This is a genomic window from Pseudarthrobacter sp. NKDBFgelt (assembly GCF_046097905.1).
Lineage (GTDB): Bacteria > Actinomycetota > Actinomycetes > Actinomycetales > Micrococcaceae > Arthrobacter > Arthrobacter polychromogenes.
Genome location: NZ_JBJURL010000002.1, coordinates 63931 through 83466 on the forward strand (window position 1 = coordinate 63931; position 19536 = coordinate 83466).

General features: G+C 63.4%; 17 protein-coding genes. 9 read left to right on the forward strand and 8 right to left on the reverse strand.

Going from position 1 to position 19536, the window contains the following annotated elements:
- Window positions 1-95: 95 nt before the first annotated feature.
- From ACKAE7_RS01005 to ACKAE7_RS01025, 5 genes are all read right to left on the reverse strand, one after another.
- A complete protein-coding gene (locus ACKAE7_RS01005) occupies window positions 96-437 on the reverse strand; it encodes a transcription initiation protein (RefSeq protein ID WP_191035097.1) in 342 nt (113 codons plus the stop codon).
- A 17-nt stretch (window positions 438-454) separates the two neighbouring features.
- Window positions 455-1234, reverse strand: coding sequence for a hypothetical protein (locus ACKAE7_RS01010; RefSeq protein ID WP_408978291.1), 780 nt, complete (start codon window positions 1232-1234; stop codon window positions 455-457).
- 314 nt (window positions 1235-1548) lie between these two features.
- On the reverse strand, window positions 1549-2682 hold the full coding sequence (locus tag ACKAE7_RS01015; RefSeq protein WP_188810702.1) for a glycosyltransferase: 1134 nt from the start codon (window positions 2680-2682) through the stop codon (window positions 1549-1551).
- A 92-nt stretch (window positions 2683-2774) separates the two neighbouring features.
- Window positions 2775-4343 carry a polysaccharide biosynthesis tyrosine autokinase gene (locus ACKAE7_RS01020; RefSeq protein WP_408978292.1) on the reverse strand — a complete coding sequence of 523 codons (1569 nt, stop codon included), beginning with the start codon at window positions 4341-4343 and terminating at the stop codon, window positions 2775-2777.
- Between the two features lie 267 nt (window positions 4344-4610).
- The gene (locus ACKAE7_RS01025) at window positions 4611-7646 is read right to left on the reverse strand and encodes an Ig-like domain-containing protein (RefSeq protein ID WP_408978293.1); all 3036 of its coding nucleotides are present in this window, start codon (window positions 7644-7646) and stop codon (window positions 4611-4613) included.
- Window positions 7647-8048: 402 nt separating this feature from the next.
- Between ACKAE7_RS01025 and ACKAE7_RS01030 the strand changes: the two genes are divergently transcribed.
- The 8 genes from ACKAE7_RS01030 (at window position 8049) to ACKAE7_RS01065 (ending at window position 15476) form a co-directional block, all read left to right on the forward strand.
- Entirely contained in the window at window positions 8049-9470 is a 1422-nt protein-coding gene (locus ACKAE7_RS01030; RefSeq protein WP_408978294.1) for an amino acid permease, read from the forward strand.
- A gap of 242 nt (window positions 9471-9712) precedes the next feature.
- Complete coding sequence (gene rpsF / locus ACKAE7_RS01035) at window positions 9713-10018, forward strand: 30S ribosomal protein S6 (RefSeq protein WP_011693941.1); 306 nt, start codon at window positions 9713-9715, stop codon at window positions 10016-10018.
- Between the two features lie 71 nt (window positions 10019-10089).
- Entirely contained in the window at window positions 10090-10680 is a 591-nt protein-coding gene (locus tag ACKAE7_RS01040) for a single-stranded DNA-binding protein (RefSeq protein ID WP_188728389.1), read from the forward strand.
- 126 nt (window positions 10681-10806) lie between these two features.
- Window positions 10807-11046 (forward strand): 30S ribosomal protein S18, encoded by a 240-nt coding sequence (rpsR, locus tag ACKAE7_RS01045; RefSeq protein ID WP_003800144.1) that lies wholly within the window; start codon window positions 10807-10809, stop codon window positions 11044-11046.
- 17 nt (window positions 11047-11063) lie between these two features.
- Entirely contained in the window at window positions 11064-11516 is a 453-nt protein-coding gene (gene rplI, locus ACKAE7_RS01050) for a 50S ribosomal protein L9 (RefSeq protein WP_104186774.1), read from the forward strand.
- A 72-nt stretch (window positions 11517-11588) separates the two neighbouring features.
- Complete coding sequence (locus ACKAE7_RS01055) at window positions 11589-12446, forward strand: PhzF family phenazine biosynthesis protein (RefSeq protein WP_408978295.1); 858 nt, start codon at window positions 11589-11591, stop codon at window positions 12444-12446.
- 84 nt (window positions 12447-12530) lie between these two features.
- Window positions 12531-13157, forward strand: a complete 627-nt coding sequence (locus tag ACKAE7_RS01060) for an FMN reductase (protein WP_191035090.1) — start codon at window positions 12531-12533, stop codon at window positions 13155-13157.
- A gap of 237 nt (window positions 13158-13394) precedes the next feature.
- Entirely contained in the window at window positions 13395-15476 is a 2082-nt protein-coding gene (locus ACKAE7_RS01065) for an Ig-like domain-containing protein (protein WP_408978296.1), read from the forward strand.
- A gap of 75 nt (window positions 15477-15551) precedes the next feature.
- Here the strand turns inward: ACKAE7_RS01065 and ACKAE7_RS01070 are convergent, their stop codons facing one another.
- The gene (locus ACKAE7_RS01070; protein WP_408978297.1) at window positions 15552-16121 is read right to left on the reverse strand and encodes a hypothetical protein; all 570 of its coding nucleotides are present in this window, start codon (window positions 16119-16121) and stop codon (window positions 15552-15554) included.
- Window positions 16122-16124: 3 nt separating this feature from the next.
- Window positions 16125-16400: a hypothetical protein gene (locus tag ACKAE7_RS01075; RefSeq protein WP_104186784.1), complete on the reverse strand. Its 276-nt coding sequence runs from the start codon at window positions 16398-16400 to the stop codon at window positions 16125-16127.
- A gap of 663 nt (window positions 16401-17063) precedes the next feature.
- Here ACKAE7_RS01075 and dnaB point away from each other — a divergent pair.
- Window positions 17064-18446: a replicative DNA helicase gene (gene dnaB / locus ACKAE7_RS01080; protein WP_066272593.1), complete on the forward strand. Its 1383-nt coding sequence runs from the start codon at window positions 17064-17066 to the stop codon at window positions 18444-18446.
- Between the two features lie 25 nt (window positions 18447-18471).
- Here the strand turns inward: dnaB and ACKAE7_RS01085 are convergent, their stop codons facing one another.
- Window positions 18472-19443: an acyl-CoA thioesterase gene (locus ACKAE7_RS01085; RefSeq protein WP_408978298.1), complete on the reverse strand. Its 972-nt coding sequence runs from the start codon at window positions 19441-19443 to the stop codon at window positions 18472-18474.
- Window positions 19444-19536: the final 93 nt, after the last annotated feature.

Genomic DNA, 19536 nt, shown 5'->3' on the forward strand with positions numbered 1-19536 from the left:
GGCTGGGTTGCGGCACGGTGCTGCACGCCGTCAGGATGATTGCCCGCCACCAGGGTGTGGGCGCAGGGCAGGCCGGGCTGAGGAGGTTGCCTCCGTCAGCTCTCGGGATCGTACTGGAACTGCCGGACCTCTTGGGGGCAGCGGCAGGCGGCGGCGAGCTTGGCAGCCCATTCAAGTGCAGCTTCCCTGGAGGGCAGCTCGAGAACCGTGTAGCCGCCGTCGGGCACTGTATGGCCCGGGTACGTGCCCTCGGTGACGGTGCCGTCACCGGCCACGCGCACGGGTGCCACGTCCTCATCGATCCCGCCGCCGAAGACATACACCCCCGCTGCCTTGGCCTCGCCGATGACGGCGTGCGCGGATTCGACCACCGCCTCGAAGTCCTCGGCGCGGACCACCATGGCGTCACTGGGGAACGAGATCAGGAACTTGGTCACGGAGTGTTCTCCTGGAGCTAGCCGGGAAGTCGGGCGGAACCTTCGGCCAGCATACGGTGGCCGAAGGCGCGCCAGCTCTCGGACGCCTCCTCATGAAAGAGTTTGGCAGCGAGGACCGTCTCGGTTCTTCCCTGGCCCATTGCATACTCGATGGCAGCTGCCCACGCCTCGACCTCCTGGCCGGGCAGCACGTGGTCCGCGGCGACCAGGAGCCGTGATTGCGGTCCGTACAGTTTCTCCAGGCTCGTCCCGACGCGCCCGACGATCGGAACGCCGTGCTCAAGCGCGCGCATGGCGATGCCGCTTTGGTAGAAGCGCTTATAGGGGATGACTATGGTGTCGCTGGAGACGATCAGTTCCTCCAGTTCGTCCTCCGGAACAAAGCGGGCATCGACATGCCAACCCTCGACGGGAGGCCAGCCACGGCCCACTATGTCGAGGTCGCATTTCGGGCCAAGCCTGCCGGCCAATGATTCCAGGAGGTCGATGTCCCTGTCGGCTTTGTACTGTCCCAGCACGCGAACCCGCGGCCTCTTCCCGGACTGCCCGCCAAAGGCGGCGTCCTTGGCGGCACCGGCGGGGGGAAGCATCGGATGCGGCACCTGCGCCAGGCCCCCGGTGAGTCCGACGGCGTCCATGGCCTGGGCAGCTTCATCGCTGTGTACCAGTGTTCCGGGCCGAGTCCTCAGGCGTCTTACGAGGCCCGCCACCAGGGGGCTGCTGCCTACGGACCGGACGAGGGGTTGCGGATCGTGGTAAATGATGACCCCTGAGTCGCCGCAAAGGAATTTCACCATCAGGAGGTCCAGGAAACCCAATACCGGCCACGTGACGAGGACCGTTTCAGGTGAATTCCTCTTTCGGGTCCGTTGGCCCGCTGAATAAAGCATGGCGGTATACGCGCCGAGCCAATGAAATCGGCTTTTACCGGATTGGGAAGGCTCGGTGATGGAAAATAATTCTGTTTCTATTCCTGCGTCGGCTAATTGATGCAGAAGCGCCTCGGTGTAATGGCTTAGCGCCACTCCAAGGGGATTCAAAACCAATATGCGGGGGTTTCCGCTGCATATTTGTCCGGGTGATTTGAGTGCGCTCGTGCGCAATCCAAAGGTCATTGACGCACCTCGCTGCCTATCTTGGCCGCCTTTTCCCCCAGGACCGCTTCCTGAAGCGTCAGTTCGTATCTCCGGCACACATCTTCCCAGTCGTAATGGGTGGCTGCGCGGGCCTGGTTCGCTGCCCGGGCCTTCGCCCGCAGGTCGTGGTCAGTCAGCATGCGCCGCAATGCACTCTCGATGGCAAGCGGATCCGGTGCCACCAGGTGTTCATCCGCCCGCAGGACCTCGGCATTGTATGGCGTCTGCCGGGCAACGACGGGTGCTCCGCAGGCCATCGCCTGGACCAGGGCTGGATTGGTTCCGCCTACGCTGTGGCCGTGGAAATACGCGCCGGCATGATGCCAGAGCGAGAGGAGCTTCTTGTCATCACTGACGTGGCCGAGCCACTGGACGTTGGGATGTTCACCCAGCCGCTGGGCGGCCTCATCCAGCGGCCCGCCATATCCGCTGGATCCGACGATCACCACAGGATGTTGCTCCGCCAGGCGTTCAGCTGCCTGGAAAAACTCAGACACCGTGTTCTCGGGAACAAACCGGGCCACCATGAGCACATAGGACTCCGGTTCGAGGCCGGGAACAACCTCGCTGGGACTGGCAAGGTTGGCGCCGTACGGAATGAAGACGCTTTTGCGCCCAAAGTCCCGCTTCCAGCGCCGCTGGATCTCAAGGGAGTCGCTGATCAGGATGGTGCCGTAGCGCGCCGTGAGCCGCGCGCCCAGCCGGAAGACGAACTTAGCGAAACGGTTCCACTTGGCGCGTTCCCATTCGATTCCGTCCACGTTCACCACGGTCGGTATTCCGCGAAGCTTCAGCAGCGGCAGGAAGAAGCCGTTGGCAACGTTCATGACGAGCGCCACCTGGGGCTTGTGCCACAGGGCGTGAAGGACGGAAGACAGCCCGAAGGAGAGGGTGCTCAGTGACTTGCTCTCAAGCCCCACTGTCCTGGTGGTTCGGATGCGTGGGTCGCGTGCCTCGTCGTCGTCCTTGGTTTGGCCTGCCCGGCAGTAGACGTTAACGTCCCAGCCGGCATCGGCGAGGAATGGTGCCAGGCGCCGGACTGCAGTCTCAAAGCCGCCGTAGTAACTTGGGTAGCCGCGTGTCCCGATGACGACGACAGACTTGGACATGGGTTCTCCTAGATGAGTGTGTCGGCCGGTGCGCGCGTAACCGGGTTGGCTCGGATACGGCGCACGTGGCAGCTGCAGGCGTTGGATGGTGCCTAGAAGGAAGTGACGCTCCGCGAAGTCTGTTCCCTGCTGGAACCACGGAATGCAGGGGGGCTTTCGGGCTCAATCACCACAGGTGAGTCGTCCGCATCCCCGGATGGATCGCTGTCCGCAGAGTCCGGATCCGAGGAGTAGTACGAGTAGCCGTCAAACTCCTTGGCCGGCACGCAATTCAGCAGGGTTCCAAGAACGGCTCCATGCACCTTCCGGATGTTTCCAAGCGACTTTGTCAGCTGGTCCTTGGTTGTCCGGCCAGCCCTGACAACCACAATGGCGCCGTCCGCGATCCTGGCAAGGAGCACAGCATCAGTCACCGGGAGCAGCGGTGGAGCGTCAATGATCACGATGCCCTTTTCTGACAGGGATTCGATCAGCTGCTTCATGGCATGCGAGCCGAGGAGCTCGGTGGGATTCGGCGGGATCCGGCCGGAGCCCAAAATCGACAGGTTGGGCAGATCGCTCCGCTGCTGGAGAACGTCATCTACCTCTGCCTTTCCGGTGAGGACGTCGGTGATGCCTATTCCGGGAATTACGTCGAAGATCTTGGCCATGCTGGGGTGCCGCAGGTCGCCGTCAACAACGATGACCTGTTCCCCTCCGGCCGACATCGCGGAGGCCAGGTTGGCTGCGATAGTTGACTTGCCTTCCCCGCTCACCGAGCTCGTGACGACGATGATCCGGGGCGGGTTGTCCACGTCAAGGAACGTCAGGTTGGTGCGGAGTTCCCGGAGCGCCTCGGCGAAGGCAGGGCTCTGTGCCCGTGAACCAGGTGTTGGGGCTGCGGGGACGCCTCCCAGGACCTTGTTCTCGCCCGTCAGCCGGAGGTCGACCGGGAGGGCGCCGATGACCGGTACGGAGAAGAGATGTTCCACTTCAGCTGCGTTGTGCAGGCGGCGGTCCAGCCGGTCTCGAAGGAGTGCGGAAGCATAGGCCAGGAGGAGGCCCAGTGCTGCCCCGTAGAGAGCTGTCAGTGCCACGCCGGGAGAGACGGGTTTTGTTGGCAAAGCAGCTGGATCCAGCGGTACCAGGGAGAGCGGCGGCGTAACGGCTTCGAGGGCCTCGCCTGAAGCGGCAGTGGCGGCCCTCTCCCTTTCCTGGACCTGCTTGCTCAGCTCGACGATCCAGGCGTCCGCAACCCGCTGGGCAATGGTGGGATCAGGCGACTCTGCCGTGATCCGGATCTCAGCAGTGTCGCGGGGTACGGACACAGAGATGGCACCCAGCAGGGCATCACTGGACATGTTGAGCCCGGTGGACAGGCGCACGTTGTCCGCCACGAGCCGGGATTCAGCCAATGACTTGTAGTTCTTTGCCCTTGCTTTGGCCAGGGTGTCGCCGGCCAGCAAGCTGCTGACGTTGTCGGTCCCCACCGCAATAACAACTGCGCTGGCTTCGGCGGCATATATGCGGGGGCGGAACGTGCTCCACGCCGTGGCCAGCAGGGTGACGATCAGGGTCACAACCGCAATGTGCTTCCAGTACGTCCTCGCGACCCGGGCGTAGTCCCTCAGTCCCATCCCGGCGGCTGCTACCTCGCTGCCGCTAATATCCTGATTACTCAAGGATCCGATCCCTCCTGCAGGTTGACGTGCTGAATGGGCAGGTGCGACGGAAGGGCCTGGTGCGGCCGGGTCGATTCGAAAGACCTTTTCTTCTGCCATGATTGCCCCTTTTCCGGCGGGTTTCCTGTGTCTCTGTGCCGCTTTGGCGTGTTGCAAAGCTAGTACGGGGCCGGATGCCGCGGTCCGATAAACCAGGGGGCTTGTGGCTGCCCGGGGGTAAGAATGTGGAAATTGCGGTTACCTGCAGCACGAGGTCCCCACCCTGGCCTAGCGCAGGGTGAGGACGAGTTTGGGTGCGGTGGTGCTGCTGGCTTCCTTGGAGGCGAGGTCCAGTCCGTCGGTGCTGGTGGAGTCCAGGCCGAGGGAGAGTTGTTGGCCGGGCTCGCCGGCCAGGGCGCTGGCCGTGAGCTGGACGCTGTAGTTGCTGTTGGCTGCTGTGGGTCCGAGGGTGCCGATGCTGGTGCCGAGCGCGGGGCGGTTGTTGTAGGTGATTCCGCTTTCGGTCCAGCTGTCATCGGTGACGAGTTTGACGTTCTGCTTGCCTATTGATCCGCTGCCGGCGCTGCGCAGTTGCAGTGTTGCGCTTTCCACGGTCCGGCCGGCGTAGGCTGAGAGGTCGAATTTCAGGTAGGTGGTTTCCACGGGACTGTTGTCGACGCTCATTGTGGTGGAGGTGCCGTAGTTTGTGTTTGCTGCTCCGCCTGCCACCCAGCTGTCCGCGGTGGCGGTGAGGGTGACGGTCTCGGACGTCCCGCCGCCGCCGCCGCTCGCTGGGGCTGTGGTGAAGGTCCAGGTCTTGTCCGAGGCCAGCGCGTTGCCGGCAGCGTCCTTCACCCCGGTGGAGCCGCTCTCGACGGTTGCGGTGTAGGTGGTGCCGGCTGCCAGGTCGGTGCCTGGGTTGAGCGTCGCGGTGTTGCCGGTGCCGCTGTACGTCACTGCGGCTGAAACCGCCGTCGTCCCTGTCTTGAGGGTGAACGTGGCCGCATTAATGGTGGAGGTGTTCATCGCCTCGGAGAACGTGGCAGTCACGTTTGCCGTCGCTGCCACGCCGGTAGCACCATCAACCGGGGCTGTACCCGTCACCGTCGGAGCCGTCGTATCACCGCCGCCACTACCACCGCTGCCGCTCCCGGACATCGTGAGGACGAGTTTGGGTGCGGTGGTGCTGCTGGCTTCCTTGGAGGCGAGGTCCAGTCCGTCGGTGCTGGTGGAGTCCAGGCCGAGGGAGAGTTGTTGGCCGGGCTCGCCGGCCAGGGCGCTGGCCGTGAGCTGGACGCTGTAGTTGCTGTTGGCTGCTGTGGGTCCGAGGGTGCCGATGCTGGTGCCGAGCGCGGGGCGGTTGTTGTAGGTGATTCCGCTTTCGGTCCAGCTGTCATCGGTGACGAGTTTGACGTTCTGCTTGCCTATTGATCCGCTGCCGGCGCTGCGCAGTTGCAGTGTTGCGCTTTCCACGGTCCGGCCGGCGTAGGCTGAGAGGTCGAATTTCAGGTAGGTGGTTTCCACGGGACTGTTGTCGACGCTCATTGTGGTGGAGGTGCCGTAGTTTGTGTTTGCTGCTCCGCCTGCCACCCAGCTGTCCGCGGTGGCGGTGAGGGTGACGGTCTCGGACGTCCCGCCGCCGCCGCCGCTCGCTGGGGCTGTGGTGAAGGTCCAGGTCTTGTCCGAGGCCAGCGCGTTGCCGGCAGCGTCCTTCACCCCGGTGGAGCCGCTCTCGACGGTTGCGGTGTAGGTGGTGCCGGCTGCCAGGTCGGTGCCTGGGTTGAGCGTCGCGGTGTTGCCGGTGCCGCTGTACGTCACTGCGGCTGAAACCGCCGTCGTCCCTGTCTTGAGGGTGAACGTGGCCGCATTAATGGTGGAGGTGTTCATCGCCTCGGAGAACGTGGCAGTCACGTTTGCCGTCGCTGCCACGCCGGTAGCACCATCAACCGGGGCTGTACCCGTCACCGTCGGAGCCACGGTATCGCCCGGAGGCGGCGCGGTTCCAAGTGACCGGTCCGAGAACCAGTAGCGCTCAGTAGCCTTGTTGCTGGCCATGACAACAGCGCCGGTGGTGGCGTTGACGCTCTGTTTGGTGGTGGTGACGTCGTTGATATTGGCAGATGCCCCGTCCTGGATCACCGGGGTGCCGCGGCCGCTGCCAAAGACCGGATTGTCCATGGAGGCAGTCTTCTCATAGATACTGCCGGGGACTCCTGAATAGGCACATCCCGAGGTCGATGTGGATGGTGCAGTATGGAACGCCCTCACCAGATTGTTGGATGTATCCAGCAGGATTTGGGGACGGGTCACGCAATCGGCAAGAGTGGCAATGGTGGATTTTGTAAACGAACCCGTTCCGGGCCGGAAGACCAGCAGCTGCAACTGCGGAAGCGTCTTGTCGGTAGAAGAATCGAGGCTCGTCTTCACAGCCGCGTAGACACGTCCTGAAGGATCGGCCACGAGTGACTTGATGTTCAGATGGTCGTCCGCTTGGCCTTTGCCCTGCACCGCGGACTGGACGTTCCATGATGAGGCTGCCGAAGGGGAGGTTCCATCCGTACGGGTCGCCCAGTAGACGGTTCCGGCGGGAGTGTCGCTCCACATCACACCGATTTTTTTGTTTCCGTAAGCGACGATCGCGGAGATGTCATCAGGTGCTGGTTTGGGGTCGGCGACCGGCAGGACAAACGGCGTGCCCCAGCTTGTCCCGCCCGCTGCGGACGAGTTCACATAGACACTGCTGGAGTAGCCGGAGGTTGAGCTTCCGGAAACCTGCGTCCACGTGGCCCAGATGGCACCGGTAGTGTCCTTGTCGATCGTCATGGACTCGCTGCTGTTGTTGTTGATGTTGGTGGGAAAACCGGCGTCGAGCGTGTACTTACCGGCAGCGTAGCTGTACCTGTACATTTTGGCGGGCTGACCCGAGACAGATGCTTTTGTGCTGGCGTCCCCCGACACCGTCACCACATGCGAGGCGATGTACAGCTTGTTTCCGTCCCACAAAGTGTCTGCCAATGTGTTGCTGCGGGTGTCGATCGAGACCCCCGTGTTCACCCAGGACTTTGCAGCCCTGTCCAGCCGGTAGATTTGCCAGCCGGTTCCCGTGGTCCACATATCAGCCCACCAGGACCCGTCGTTCCACCACAGCTTGCTCTGCGGTTTGTCCGAGGTGGGGGTGTTGGCCACTCCCGTGTAGCTGACGCTTTGGTAGCCGTAGTTCTCAGCCGCATGGGCTGGGCCGCCAGACGTAAGAAGGCCTAGGACAAGCGCAACGGCCAAGGCCAGGGCTTGAGGAACGGGATGGCGAACTTTTGCTGTGTGCATATTCAGGTCCTTGGTGGCGCAGGGAGTCCTTAACGGCGTACCGCTGCTCTGGCGTCCCTCGCTTGAGTGCGGGTGGAAGCCAATGTAGACCTCCGAAAATGCCGGGGGCAATGGGGGAAACCGGGAGCGAAACCACTAGGGGATACGGGGCTGCGGACTATTTCCTCCGTGTTTCCTTGTTGCCTGTCAGGCTTCTCGTGTTTCGTGTGGGTACCTGCAGTTGGGCCAGGGCCAAAATTGGGCAGCCCAAGGCTGTGCCGATGCACAGCGCATCCGCTTCCCGGCGCAATTTACAGTGAGAGAAATGTGTGACCGGCCCCACTGGAGGGAGCGGTCCTCATTCTTTCCGGCAAGTCCTGCCTGCCGATCCCATCTGCATAACCACCAAAGGACGGCACTCCCATGCCCGCTGACCAGCAATTAGCCAAGTCGCTTAAGCCGCGGCACCTTTCCATGATCGCGATTGCCGGCGTTATCGGCGCCGGCCTGTTTGTCGGCTCCGGCGCCGCCATCCAGCAGGCGGGACCGGGGATCCTGCTCGCCTACATGGCTGCCGGCGTCGTGGTCATCCTGGTGATGCGGATGCTCGGTGAGATGGCGGCGGCCAACCCGGAGACGGGCTCCTTTTCCACCTACGCCGACAAGGCGCTGGGCCGTTGGGCCGGTTTCAGCATCGGCTGGCTGTACGCCTGGTTCTGGATCATCGTGCTCGGCATTGAGGCGACGGCCGGAGCGGCCATCATGCACCGCTGGGTTCCCGGAATCGACCAGTGGGTCTGGGCGCTCGTCCTGATGGTCCTGCTGACGCTGACCAACCTTGGGTCCGTGAAGTCCTACGGTGAGTTCGAGTTCTGGTTCGCTTCCATCAAGGTCGCTGCAATCGTACTTTTCCTGCTCTTCGGCGCCGCCGCCATCCTCGGGTTCGTCCCCGGCGTCCCCGCTCCGGGGCTCAGCAACCTCATCGACAACGGCGGATTCTTTCCGAACGGGCCGGGTGCTGTGCTGGCCGGGATCCTGGTGGTGGTCTTCTCCTTCTTCGGTGCGGAGATCGCCACCATCGCCGCCGGCGAATCGGAGAACCCCGTGGACGCCGTCAAGAAGGCCGTCAAGTCCACCGTGTGGCGCATCCTGGTCTTCTACATCGGGTCGATCGCCATCGTTGTCACCCTGCTGCCCTGGAATGACGCCAGCGTTGCCAAGAGCCCCTACGTTGCAGTCATTGAACTGTTCGGAATCCCGGGCGCCGGCACCATCATGGACATCGTGGTCCTCACGTCCGTGCTGTCCTGCCTCAACTCCGGCCTGTACACCGCCAGCCGCATGCTCTTCTCGCTGTCCAAGCGGGGAGACGCCCCGGCCGCCTGGACCAGAATCTCCCGGCGGGGCGTCCCCGCTGCTGCCGTGCTCGCCTCCACCGTGGTGGGTTTCGTAACAGTGGGCCTCAACTACATTGCACCCGACACGGTTTTCCTCTTCCTGGTCAATACCTCCGGTGCCATCGCCCTGTTCGTGTGGCTTGTCATCGCGTCCTCCCAGCTGATCCTCCGCAAGCGCATGGGTGCCGCAGGCAAGGATCTTGCGCTGAAGATGTGGCTCTTCCCGTACCTGACGTGGCTTTCCATCGTCAGCATCGTGGCGCTGCTGATCGGCATGGTCATCCTGGAGTCCACCAGGGAGTCCCTGCTGCTGTCTGTGGCCCTGGCGGCTGTTGTGGTGGCCCTGGGCGTGTGGCGCTACCGCAAGTCGGGTAAGAGTCCGAAGGGCGGGGAGCCGCAGGATCGCACAACCCGGGAGTCGGCTGTGGAGGCCGTTTCGGCGTCGTAATTTCCCTGTTTGTTCGCTTGCACGTTTTCCACATAGGAGCCGTTGGTGCTGCAGCCCCTGCCAACACGGCCATAGCCTAGAGTCAGGCGCGAATCGCCTATCCGGTCTAGATGCACTAAGATATTGAAGTCTGTGCTGCGTCCTGCCTCCGTTCCGGCGGCGGGGCCTTGCATGGCATCGCAAATGAACCTCCTGTTACGGAAATGCCGTAACCGCTTAGCCCAAAGGAGGTGGGTTCACATATGCGTCCTTACGAATTGATGGTAATCATCGACCCCGAGGTCGAAGAGCGTACCGTTGAGCCGTCGCTTCAGAAGTTCCTGAACGTCATCACCAACGATGGTGGAACCATCGAAAAGGTTGACATCTGGGGCCGTCGCCGTCTGGCTTACGAAATCAAAAAGAAGTCTGAAGGTATCTACGCCGTGGTGAACTTCACCGCCAAGCCGGACACCGCCAAGGAACTTGACCGCCAGCTGTCTCTTAACGAGACCATCATGCGCACCAAGATCACCCGCCCCGAAGAGCAGAAAGTTGTTGCTGAGTAATTTCAGCACCGATTCTTCAATCTTTAACGCAGGAACGCACCCTTCACCCAGGATCAACAAGGAGGCAGTAGATGGCAGGCGAGACCACCATTACGGTCATCGGTAATCTCACCAATGATCCGGAATTGCGGTTCACACCGTCCGGTTCAGCAGTAGCGAACTTCACCATCGCTTCCACCCCGCGTACCTTTGATCGCCAGTCCAACGAGTGGAAGGACGGGGAAACCCTGTTCCTCCGCGCCGCTGTCTGGCGTGAAGCAGCCGAGAACGTCGCCGAGTCCCTTACCAAGGGAATGCGCGTGATCGTGACCGGCCGCCTGAAGAGCCGTTCCTACGAAACCAAAGAAGGCGAAAAGCGCACCGTTATTGAGCTTGAGGTCGATGAAATCGGCCCCAGCCTGCGCTACGCCAATGCCAAGGTCAACCGCACCCAACGCTCCGGCGCTGGGGGTGCCGGAGGCGGCGCCCAGGGTGGCTTCGGCGGCGGCAACAGCGGCGGCGGCTTCGGAGGCGGCAACTCTGGTGGAAACCAGGGCGGCAACTCCGGTGGAGGCTGGGGCGGCGGCAACCAGCAGGCTGCGCAGGACGACCCCTGGGCAACGCCCGGCGTCTCCAACGCAGGCGGCTGGGGCAACGGCCCCGATTCCGAACCTCCCTTCTAAACACCCATTCAGGCCCGACGCCGGGACAGCCGAAAGTGCCTCCGGGCACCCAGGTGACTGCCGCCGTCGGACCACCACCATCCCGTGGATCAACATCCACGGGCTCCCTAGAATAGGAGCTCCACGATGGCTAAGGCTGAACTCCGTAAGCCCAAACCAAAGTCCAACCCCTTGAAGGCCGCTGACATCACTGTCATCGACTACAAGGACGTAGCATTGCTGCGCAAGTTCATCTCCGACCGCGGAAAGATCCGCGCCCGTCGCGTCACTGGCGTCACGGTGCAGGAACAGCGCAAGATCGCCCAGGCAATCAAGAACGCCCGCGAAGTTGCTCTGCTGCCTTACTCCGGCGCTGGCCGCGGCTAAGGAAGGGATTAACTAACATGGCAAAGCTCATTCTGACCCACGAAGTAACCGGTCTCGGTGCTGCTGGCGACGTTGTCGAGGTCAAGGACGGTTACGCACGTAACTACCTGCTGCCCCGCAACTTTGCCCTGACCTGGTCGAAGGGTGGCGAGAAGCAGGTTGAGTCCATCAAGGCTGCCCGCGCTGCCCGCGAGCACGCTTCCCTGGAAGATGCTCAGAAGCAGGCCGCTGCACTGTCCTCCAAGCCGGTCAAGCTCGTCGTCAAGGCTGGCGAAACCGGACGCCTGTTCGGCACCGTCAAGCAGGGCGACGTCGCTGACGCCGTCGAGGCCGCCGGCCTTGGCAGCATCGACAAGCGCAAGGTTGAACTGCCCGTGCACATCAAGTCGGTAGGTTCCTACCAGGCCAACGTCCGTCTGCACGAAGACGTTGCCGCTGTCATCGAACTCGATGTTGTGGCTGGCAAGTAGTCCCTGACTGCTGGAAAGACCCCCGCTGCCGGATTCCGGCAGCGGGGGTCTTTTGCTTGATAGCTTCGTACGGTGAACAGCACCGAACTTCCAGCCCGCAGCCGCCCGTTCCACCAGGTCGATGTCTTCTCCCGCGAGCCCTACCGCGGAAACCCGCTCGCCGTCGTCGTTGATGCCGAGGGTCTGACGACGGAGCGGATGCAGCAGTTCGCCAGCTGGACCAACCTGTCGGAGACCACGTTCCTGCTGCCCCCAACCGATCCGCGTGCAGATTACCGGGTCCGCATCTTTACCGGCAGTGAGGAATTCCCCTTCGCCGGGCACCCCACGCTGGGGTCTGCCCACACGTGGCTTGAGCGCGGCGGAACATCGTATTCGGACGGCTTCGTTGTCCAGGAATGCGGCGCGGGCCTGGTTAAGGTTAAGCGCGACGGCGGGATGCTCGCCTTCGCAGCTCCCCCTTTGACCCGTTGTGGTCCAGTGGACGCGGCTATCCGGCGCCGGATAGCTGCGGGGCTCCGCCTGGCTGAAACCGATGTGGTGGATGCGTCCTGGCTGGTGAATGGTCCCGAATGGATCGGTGTGCTGCTGGGTTCCGCGGAGCAGGTCAGGGCTGTGAAGCCTGACGTCGCGGCCCTGGGCAGCCTGAAGATCGGGATTATCGGGCCGGGGCCGGGGGATGGCTGCGCAGACTTCGAGGTTCGCACGTTCATCCCGGGCGACGCCATGGTGGAGGATCCCGTCACGGGCAGCTTTAATGCGGGTGCAGCGCAATGGCTGATCGGCAGCAACAGGGCTCCGCGGGAGTACGTGGCTGCCCAGGGGACGGCACTGGGCCGCGCAGGCCGCGTCCACGTCAAAGCCGACGGCAGCGACATTTGGGTGGGCGGACACTCCACCACCTGCATCCGGGGATCAGTGCTTCTCTAGCGGGAATACTCCGTAAGCTCCCACCGTTCACCGTGTAGATGCATATGCATATATGCTGGAATGATAGAGCAACAGGAGAATGCCATGGAGACCCGCCGCATCACAGTCCTTTCCGCCGGACTCGGCGTACCGTCGTCGAGCAGGCTGCTGGCCGACCAGTTGTCAGCCGCAGCCGAGCGGCACCTGAACGGCGCCGGCCTCAGCGTGCAGGTGGACGTCGTCGAACTCCGCGACCTGGCGGTGGACATCGCCAACAACTTCGTCACAGGCTACGCCGCGCCCCGGCTGGCCGAGGTGATAGCCGGCGTGGAAGCCTCGGACGGGATCATCGCGGTGACGCCGGTGTTCAGTGCGTCCTACAGCGGCCTGTTCAAATCCTTCATCGACGTCCTTGACCCCAAGTCACTCGACGGCAAGGCCGTCCTGCTGGGCGCTACCGGTGGCACCGATCGCCACCAGATGGTCCTGGACTACGCCCTGCGCCCGCTGTTCAGCTACCTGCGGACCAGGATTGCAGCCACGGGCGTCTTTGCGGGTCCCCAGGACTGGGGCACCACGGACGACGGCGGCTCTTCACTTTCGGACCGCATCGACCGGGCCGCAGGGGAATTCACGCGGCTCCTTGAAGGGGTCCAGCCGGACCGGAAGCCGGCTCCAATGGAGTCCCTCCCCTTCGAGCAGCTTCTGGCCGGCATTTCCAGTAACGGGTGACGACCGGCCGCCCCACACATGAGGTAGTGTCCCGTTCGAATTAGGGGTTGCAATTAAGGGCGTTGCGGTTGACACTGAACGAGCGTGGGGACCGACGTTCAACTCCGGGGAGCGCACATGGGCGGACATGCTACAGGTCGGCGTATTCATGCTGTAAGCCGGGGAGGTGGTTGCCTGGACGGTGTCCGTCCGCGCCGGCTGCGGACCCCATGGCTCACTGCACTGCTGGCAGCTCTAGTGCTTGCCCTGGGCGTTGTGGTGGTGCCGGTTGGGGCGTCGGCTGCTGAGGGTGACGTCGGGGTCGAGGGCCCGTCGCACTCGGGGACGGGAACGCCGACGGGTACCAAGCGGGCGACGAGTGCGTTGTGGTTCAACGACGGTCTCTGGTGGGGGAACCTGTGGGACACCGCCAGTTCGGATTTCCATATCTTCCGGTTCAATGCCGCCACGAGCGCGTGGGTAGATACTGGCGTGGCGACGGATACCCGCTCGAACACGCATCACGACGTCCTCTGGGACGGCGCGACGCTGCATGTGGCGAGTTACCGGTTCGTCAACGACGGTTTGCCGGCTGAGCCGAACTTCCCGTCGACGATGCGGCGTTTCAGCTACGATCCTGGTACGAAGACGTACTCGCTGCAGAGCGCTACAAACATCAACAACTACCGCGTTGAAACCCTGTCCATTGACAAGGATTCGACCGGCCGCGTGTGGGCCACCTGGCAGCAGGGAAACCGCATCTACCTGAATGTCACGGGCACGGATGGCAGGACGTGGGGGACACCGTTCCCGCATCCTGCGTCTTTGAGCAACGTGTCTGTTGACGACTCGTCAGCGGTTATCGCGTTCGGGCCAGGCAAGATAGGTGTGATGTGGAGCCGGCAGGTCGACGATTCTTCCGACGGCATGTACTGGAGCTACCACGTCGACGGTGCCTCGAATACCGACTGGACTACGCCTGTGGCCGCTGTCTCGGGGCAGCGCAGCGGTGATGACCATATGAACCTGAAGTGGCTTGACTCCTCGGGTGGCCGGGTTTTCGCCGCGATCAAGACGTCGTTCACCTCGGCGGCCCAGCCGCTGATCCAGCTGTTGGCGTTGAACGGAACCACATGGTCGGCGAACACGATCGCGACTGTGTCGGAGTGCCCGAACCGGGTGATCGTCCTGATCGACGAGAGCACCCAAAGGCTGCGGACCTTCGCCACCTATCCGAAGCCGAGCGGCACAACGAACGCCGGTACCTGCACCAGCTCGGGCGGTGCGATCTATGAGAAGTCCACGCCGCTGGACAACATCAGCTTCAGCAGTGCTAAGACTGCCCGGATCGTCGACGCCGACCAGTATGTCCACAACGTGACGTCGACGAAGCAGAACCTCAACAGTGCGGCGCGGGGCACGGCCGGCAGCGGTTTGCTGCTGCTTGCGGATGTGAACGCCACCAGCCGGTACTGGCACTTTTACGATCCCAGCGGCGGTGGCGGTAGCGGTGGTGATACGACGGCTCCGGTGGTGTCGGGCACGTCCCCGGCTGAGGGCGCTACCGGCGTGGCGGTGACGGCGGACGTGACTGCCACGTTCTCTGAGGCGATGGATGCGTCCACCGTTGGGTCGGGCACGTTTACTTTGGAGTCCGGGACGGGGGCGGTCACGGCCTCGGTGACCCTCAACGGCGCTGGCAACGTTGCGACGTTGAGCCCTGACGCGGACCTGGCGGCCGGCACCAGGTTCACGGCCACGATCGAGGGCGGTTCCGCCGGGGTGAAGGATGCTGCCGGGAACGCATTGGCGTCGGATAAGACGTGGACGTTCACCACGGCCTCTGCGGGCGGCGGCACACCGGAAACCGTCACCCTCACCGCCACGGCGGACAGTTACGTGGCGGGCACGTCGGCCGGCACGAACTACGGGTCAAGTACCCTGCTGGGAGTGGACAAGAGCCCAGTGGAGGTCACGTACCTGAAGTTCGACCTGTCGGCGTACGCTGGCCGCACCCTGGAGAGTGCGACACTCCAGCTGCGCAGCGCCGGGAGCGGGTCCAAGGGTACGCAGAACGTCAAACTGGTGGGGGTCGACACCTGGACAGAGGGCGGAATCACGTACACCAACCGCCCCGCGCTTGGAAGCAGCATTGCGACCTTCGGCCCGACGACGGCCAACACGAACTACAGCGTTCCGCTCACGGTAGCCGGCCTGGCCGGTGAGCTCGGCCAAGAGCTTTCGCTGGGCCTGGACACCGGCAGCAGCGACGGCCTGGACTTGAACTCCAAGGAGGCAGGCAGCGCGGCCGCACCCAAGCTCGTCCTGGCGCTGAGGTAGTACAGGACCGCTCAGGTAGTCCAACATGACAGGGATGATCCGGCCGCCCCAAGGGCGGCGAGGCGCCTGGCCAGGCTAGTCGTCCAGCAGTTCGATGAACTCCCGGGCCTGTTTCATGGAGATATCCGAGTGCCGCGTGAGCGCCGAGGCAGCAGCCTCCGTGTCGCCGTTGCGGGCCAGGGTGCGTATCCGGCCATAGATCTCGTCGTTGAGCATGTTGCTGCTGACCTCGCGGGTCACGTCGCCCTTGCTGGCGATCGCCCGGTAGCGGTAGGGGAACCTTTGGGGCTCATCATCCTCATCGTCCGGTTCCGGGGTGGCCACCTCCGGGCCCCGGTAAGGCTGCGGGTGTGCCGCCAGCGCTCCTACGGCATCGCGTGATGCGCGCAGTCCGTCGCCTGTGGCTTCGTAGTACAGCTTGATGGCTGCCATTGCCTGGCCCTGTGCGATCAGGGCATAGAGCCGCCGGTGTTCGTCCTCGGAAAGTTTGGCAGCCGCCGTGCGGGCGAGGTCGGCGGAGGTGGCTGCGGGCGCCTGCGGCTCGGCGCCCGCGGAGGCCTTCCGCCTGCTGATGGCGCGGGCCGCCAACGTGACTCCGGCAGCCACGGCCAGGAGGATGAGGACAGGGACCACAAGCGATTCCATTTTCTAGCGCCGTTCTGTGTACTTCCTGGCTGGGGCCAGGTCTGAATGCATCGCCTGGGTGTTTTGGCTTGGCCTCGTGGTGGACTCCAGGCGTGCGCGGGCCGCCGTGGCAGCCTGGACCTGGGCCGCGTAGTGCTGCGCTGAACGTTCCGCCAGGTCACGCTGGTATTTCTCGGCATCGGACAAGCCCGTATCCCGCGGACTGAGGGCCGTGGCCAGACCCCAGATGAGCGCCACCAACACAATCGCCGGCAGCAGTACCAGCACTAGTTCGCCCATGTATAGAGCTTATGCCAGATCCGGTTTATCCACAGCAACATTCATCTATGCGCATACTCAACGGTCCGCTGGGGCGTTGACCCCGGGACCCGGGTACCAACGGTCCGACGCGGCGGCAGCATGAACTGCATCACTGCCACGGGCGGGACGGTTTTCCTCCACTGGTGCTGCCATGGGCTGTGGATGAAATTATCCGGAAGAAATTTTTACTCCACATGCCGGCGCCGGCGTTTCCGCTGGTCAGCACGTTTAAGGCGCGTAAAGTTTTTTGCTTTCCACAGCCTTTCCCACAGGCTGTGCACAAGCTATGCCCCTTAGTACACAGGTTTTCCACAGGGCCTGGTTCCCGTTGACTTTGCCGCTGGGGCGCAGGGGACTAGCGTAGCGGGGTACCTGTTTTTCAGGGCTCCTGTGGTTCCGGACGGATGCCGGGAAGGGCAGCCGAAGGGCATCCGGAGCCTTAAGAAGAGGCCCATTGTGGAAAACCTGTGGATATGGGGATAACTCTCAAAATTCCCGGCTGCAGGGCTGGATCCCCAGCGATTGTCACACCCCGCTGGTACACCTGGACAGGTAGCGGAGCCCGGCTTTCGGGCAACGCCCTAGCAGGACGGTTAACCACCGGTGCCACCAAGGCCCCGGCTCACATGGAGGACGGCAGCTTTGTCAATCGCGCATCTGGATCCGGTAGAGACAACCCGTGGATCTGAAGCCAGCCGCAAGCCGCCGCAGGACATCCCTGCCGAGCAGTCCGTGCTGGGCGGCATGATGCTGTCCAAGGATGCCATCGCCGATGTTGTGGAAATCCTCCGCGGCCAGGACTTCTACCGCCCGGCGCACGAAACCATTTACGAAGCCATTATCGACCTCTATGGCCGCGGTGAGCCCGCCGACGCCGTGACTGTCTCCGATGAACTCACCAAGCGTGCAGAGATCAACAGGATCGGCGGCCCTGCCTACCTGCACGAGCTTATCCAGACCGTTCCCACCGCCGCCAACGCCGGCTACTACGCAGAGATCGTTGCTGAACGGGCCGTGCTCCGGCGCCTCGTGAACGCGGGCACCAAGATCGTCCAGTTGGGCTACGGCTCCGACGGCGAGGTGGAGGACCTGGTGAACCAGGCCCAGGCCGAGGTGTACGCGGTGGCAGAGCGCCGCACTGCAGAGGACTACGTCGTCCTGAAGGACGTCATGGAGTCCACGGTGGATGAGATCGAAGCCTCCGGCCACCGCGGTGAGGGCATGACCGGTGTGCCCACGGGGTTCTACGAACTGGATGAGCTCACCCACGGCCTGCACCCCGGCCAGATGATTGTGATCGCAGCCCGCCCGGCTGTGGGTAAGTCCACCTTCGCGCTGGACTTCGCCCGCTCGGCAGCCATTAAGAACAACCTGGCCACAGTGATGTTCTCGCTCGAAATGGGCCGGAACGAAATCGCCATGCGCCTCCTGTCCGCCGAGGCCACCATCGGGCTGCAGGACCTCCGCAAGGGCACCATCAAGGACGAGCAATGGTCCAAGATCGCCACCACCATGGGCCGGATGAATGATGCCCCGCTCTTTATCGATGACAGCCCCAACATGTCGCTGATGGAGATCCGGGCAAAGTGCCGGCGCCTGAAGCAGCAGCACGATCTCAAACTCGTGATCCTCGACTACCTGCAGCTCATGAGCTCCGGTAAAAAGGTTGAGTCCCGCCAGCAGGAGGTCTCCGAGTTTTCACGTGCGCTGAAGCTCCTGGCCAAGGAGCTCCAGGTCCCCGTGATCGCACTGTCCCAGCTCAACCGTGGCTCTGAGCAGCGCCAGGATAAGCGGCCCATGGTCTCCGACCTCCGCGAATCGGGCTCCATCGAGCAGGACGCCGACATGGTGATCCTGCTTCACCGTGAGGACGTCTACGACAAGGAGTCCCCCCGCGCAGGGGAGGCTGACATCCTGGTGGCCAAGCACCGTAACGGCCCCACCAAGGACATCGTGGTCGCCTTCCAGGGCCATTACTCACGGTTCGCCAACATGGCAGCCGACGCCGGCGGCGGCGGCTTCTAGGAGCGCCGCCGTGGGTGCCCCGGGCTTAGCCCTGGGCCAGCAGGTGGTTGGGCAGCCGGTTTCCCGGGGCTGTGCCCCTGATTTCCAGCAGTTCGCGGGCATGGGCGTGCAGTCTCTTGTCCTCTTCGCTGACCGGCACCCACGAGGGTACGGGGACGGAGTTGCCGTCCGCGTCGCGCGCCACCATCACTGTCAGGCAATAGGTGGTGAGGTTCATCTCGCGGCTCTTGGGGTCGCCTGAGCGGACATGTACGGCAATGTGCATGCCTTTGGTGCCGGTGTACACCAGCCGCGCCTCCACCTCCACCACGTGGCCAATCAACAGGGGACGGTAGAACCGGACCCCGCCGGAGAAGACAGCCACGGTGTCCATGCCGCAGTACCGGGAGGCGCACACGTAGGCGGCCTCGTCGATCCACTTCATGACGATTCCGCCATGGACCTTGCCGCCCCAGTTCACGTCGGTGGGTGCGGCCATGAACCGCAGGGTAACCCGTTCGGCCGTACCCGCGTCCGTATATTCCTGCCGGTTCATGGCTTCGACAATCTGTTCGCGTACTTTGATCCGTGCCAGCGCGTGGTCCCGCTGTTCAATCTCTTCGGCGGGGACGGGTTCGAACTGCTGGACCGGGATCGGTTTTCCATCCTCGCCCACAGCTACGAAAATCACCATGCACTGGCTTCGCATCGTGGCCGGACCACCCTTGGGATCCCCGGAGGAAACCACGGTCCGGATGTGCATCGAGGACCGTCCGGTGTAGACGATGGTGGCCTCGACCTCCACCATGTCGCCGCTGTTGACGGGATCGGCGAAGTGAATGTTTCCCACGTAGGCGGTGACGCAGTAAGACTTCGCCCACCCCACCGCAGCGGCATACGCGGCCTTGTCCACCCACTCCAGGACGGTTCCGGCGTCTACGGAGCCGCTGTGGCCCACATCCATGGGAGCGGCCAAAAAGCGGAGTGTCACTGAGTTGGAGGCAGGCGTCTCGGTCATGCTGTGATCATACTGACGCCCGGTGTTACCGGCGGGTTGCCTCCAAAACGGGGCCGGACATGGCGCTGCCCCGCCCGCCGGGCTGGCGGACGG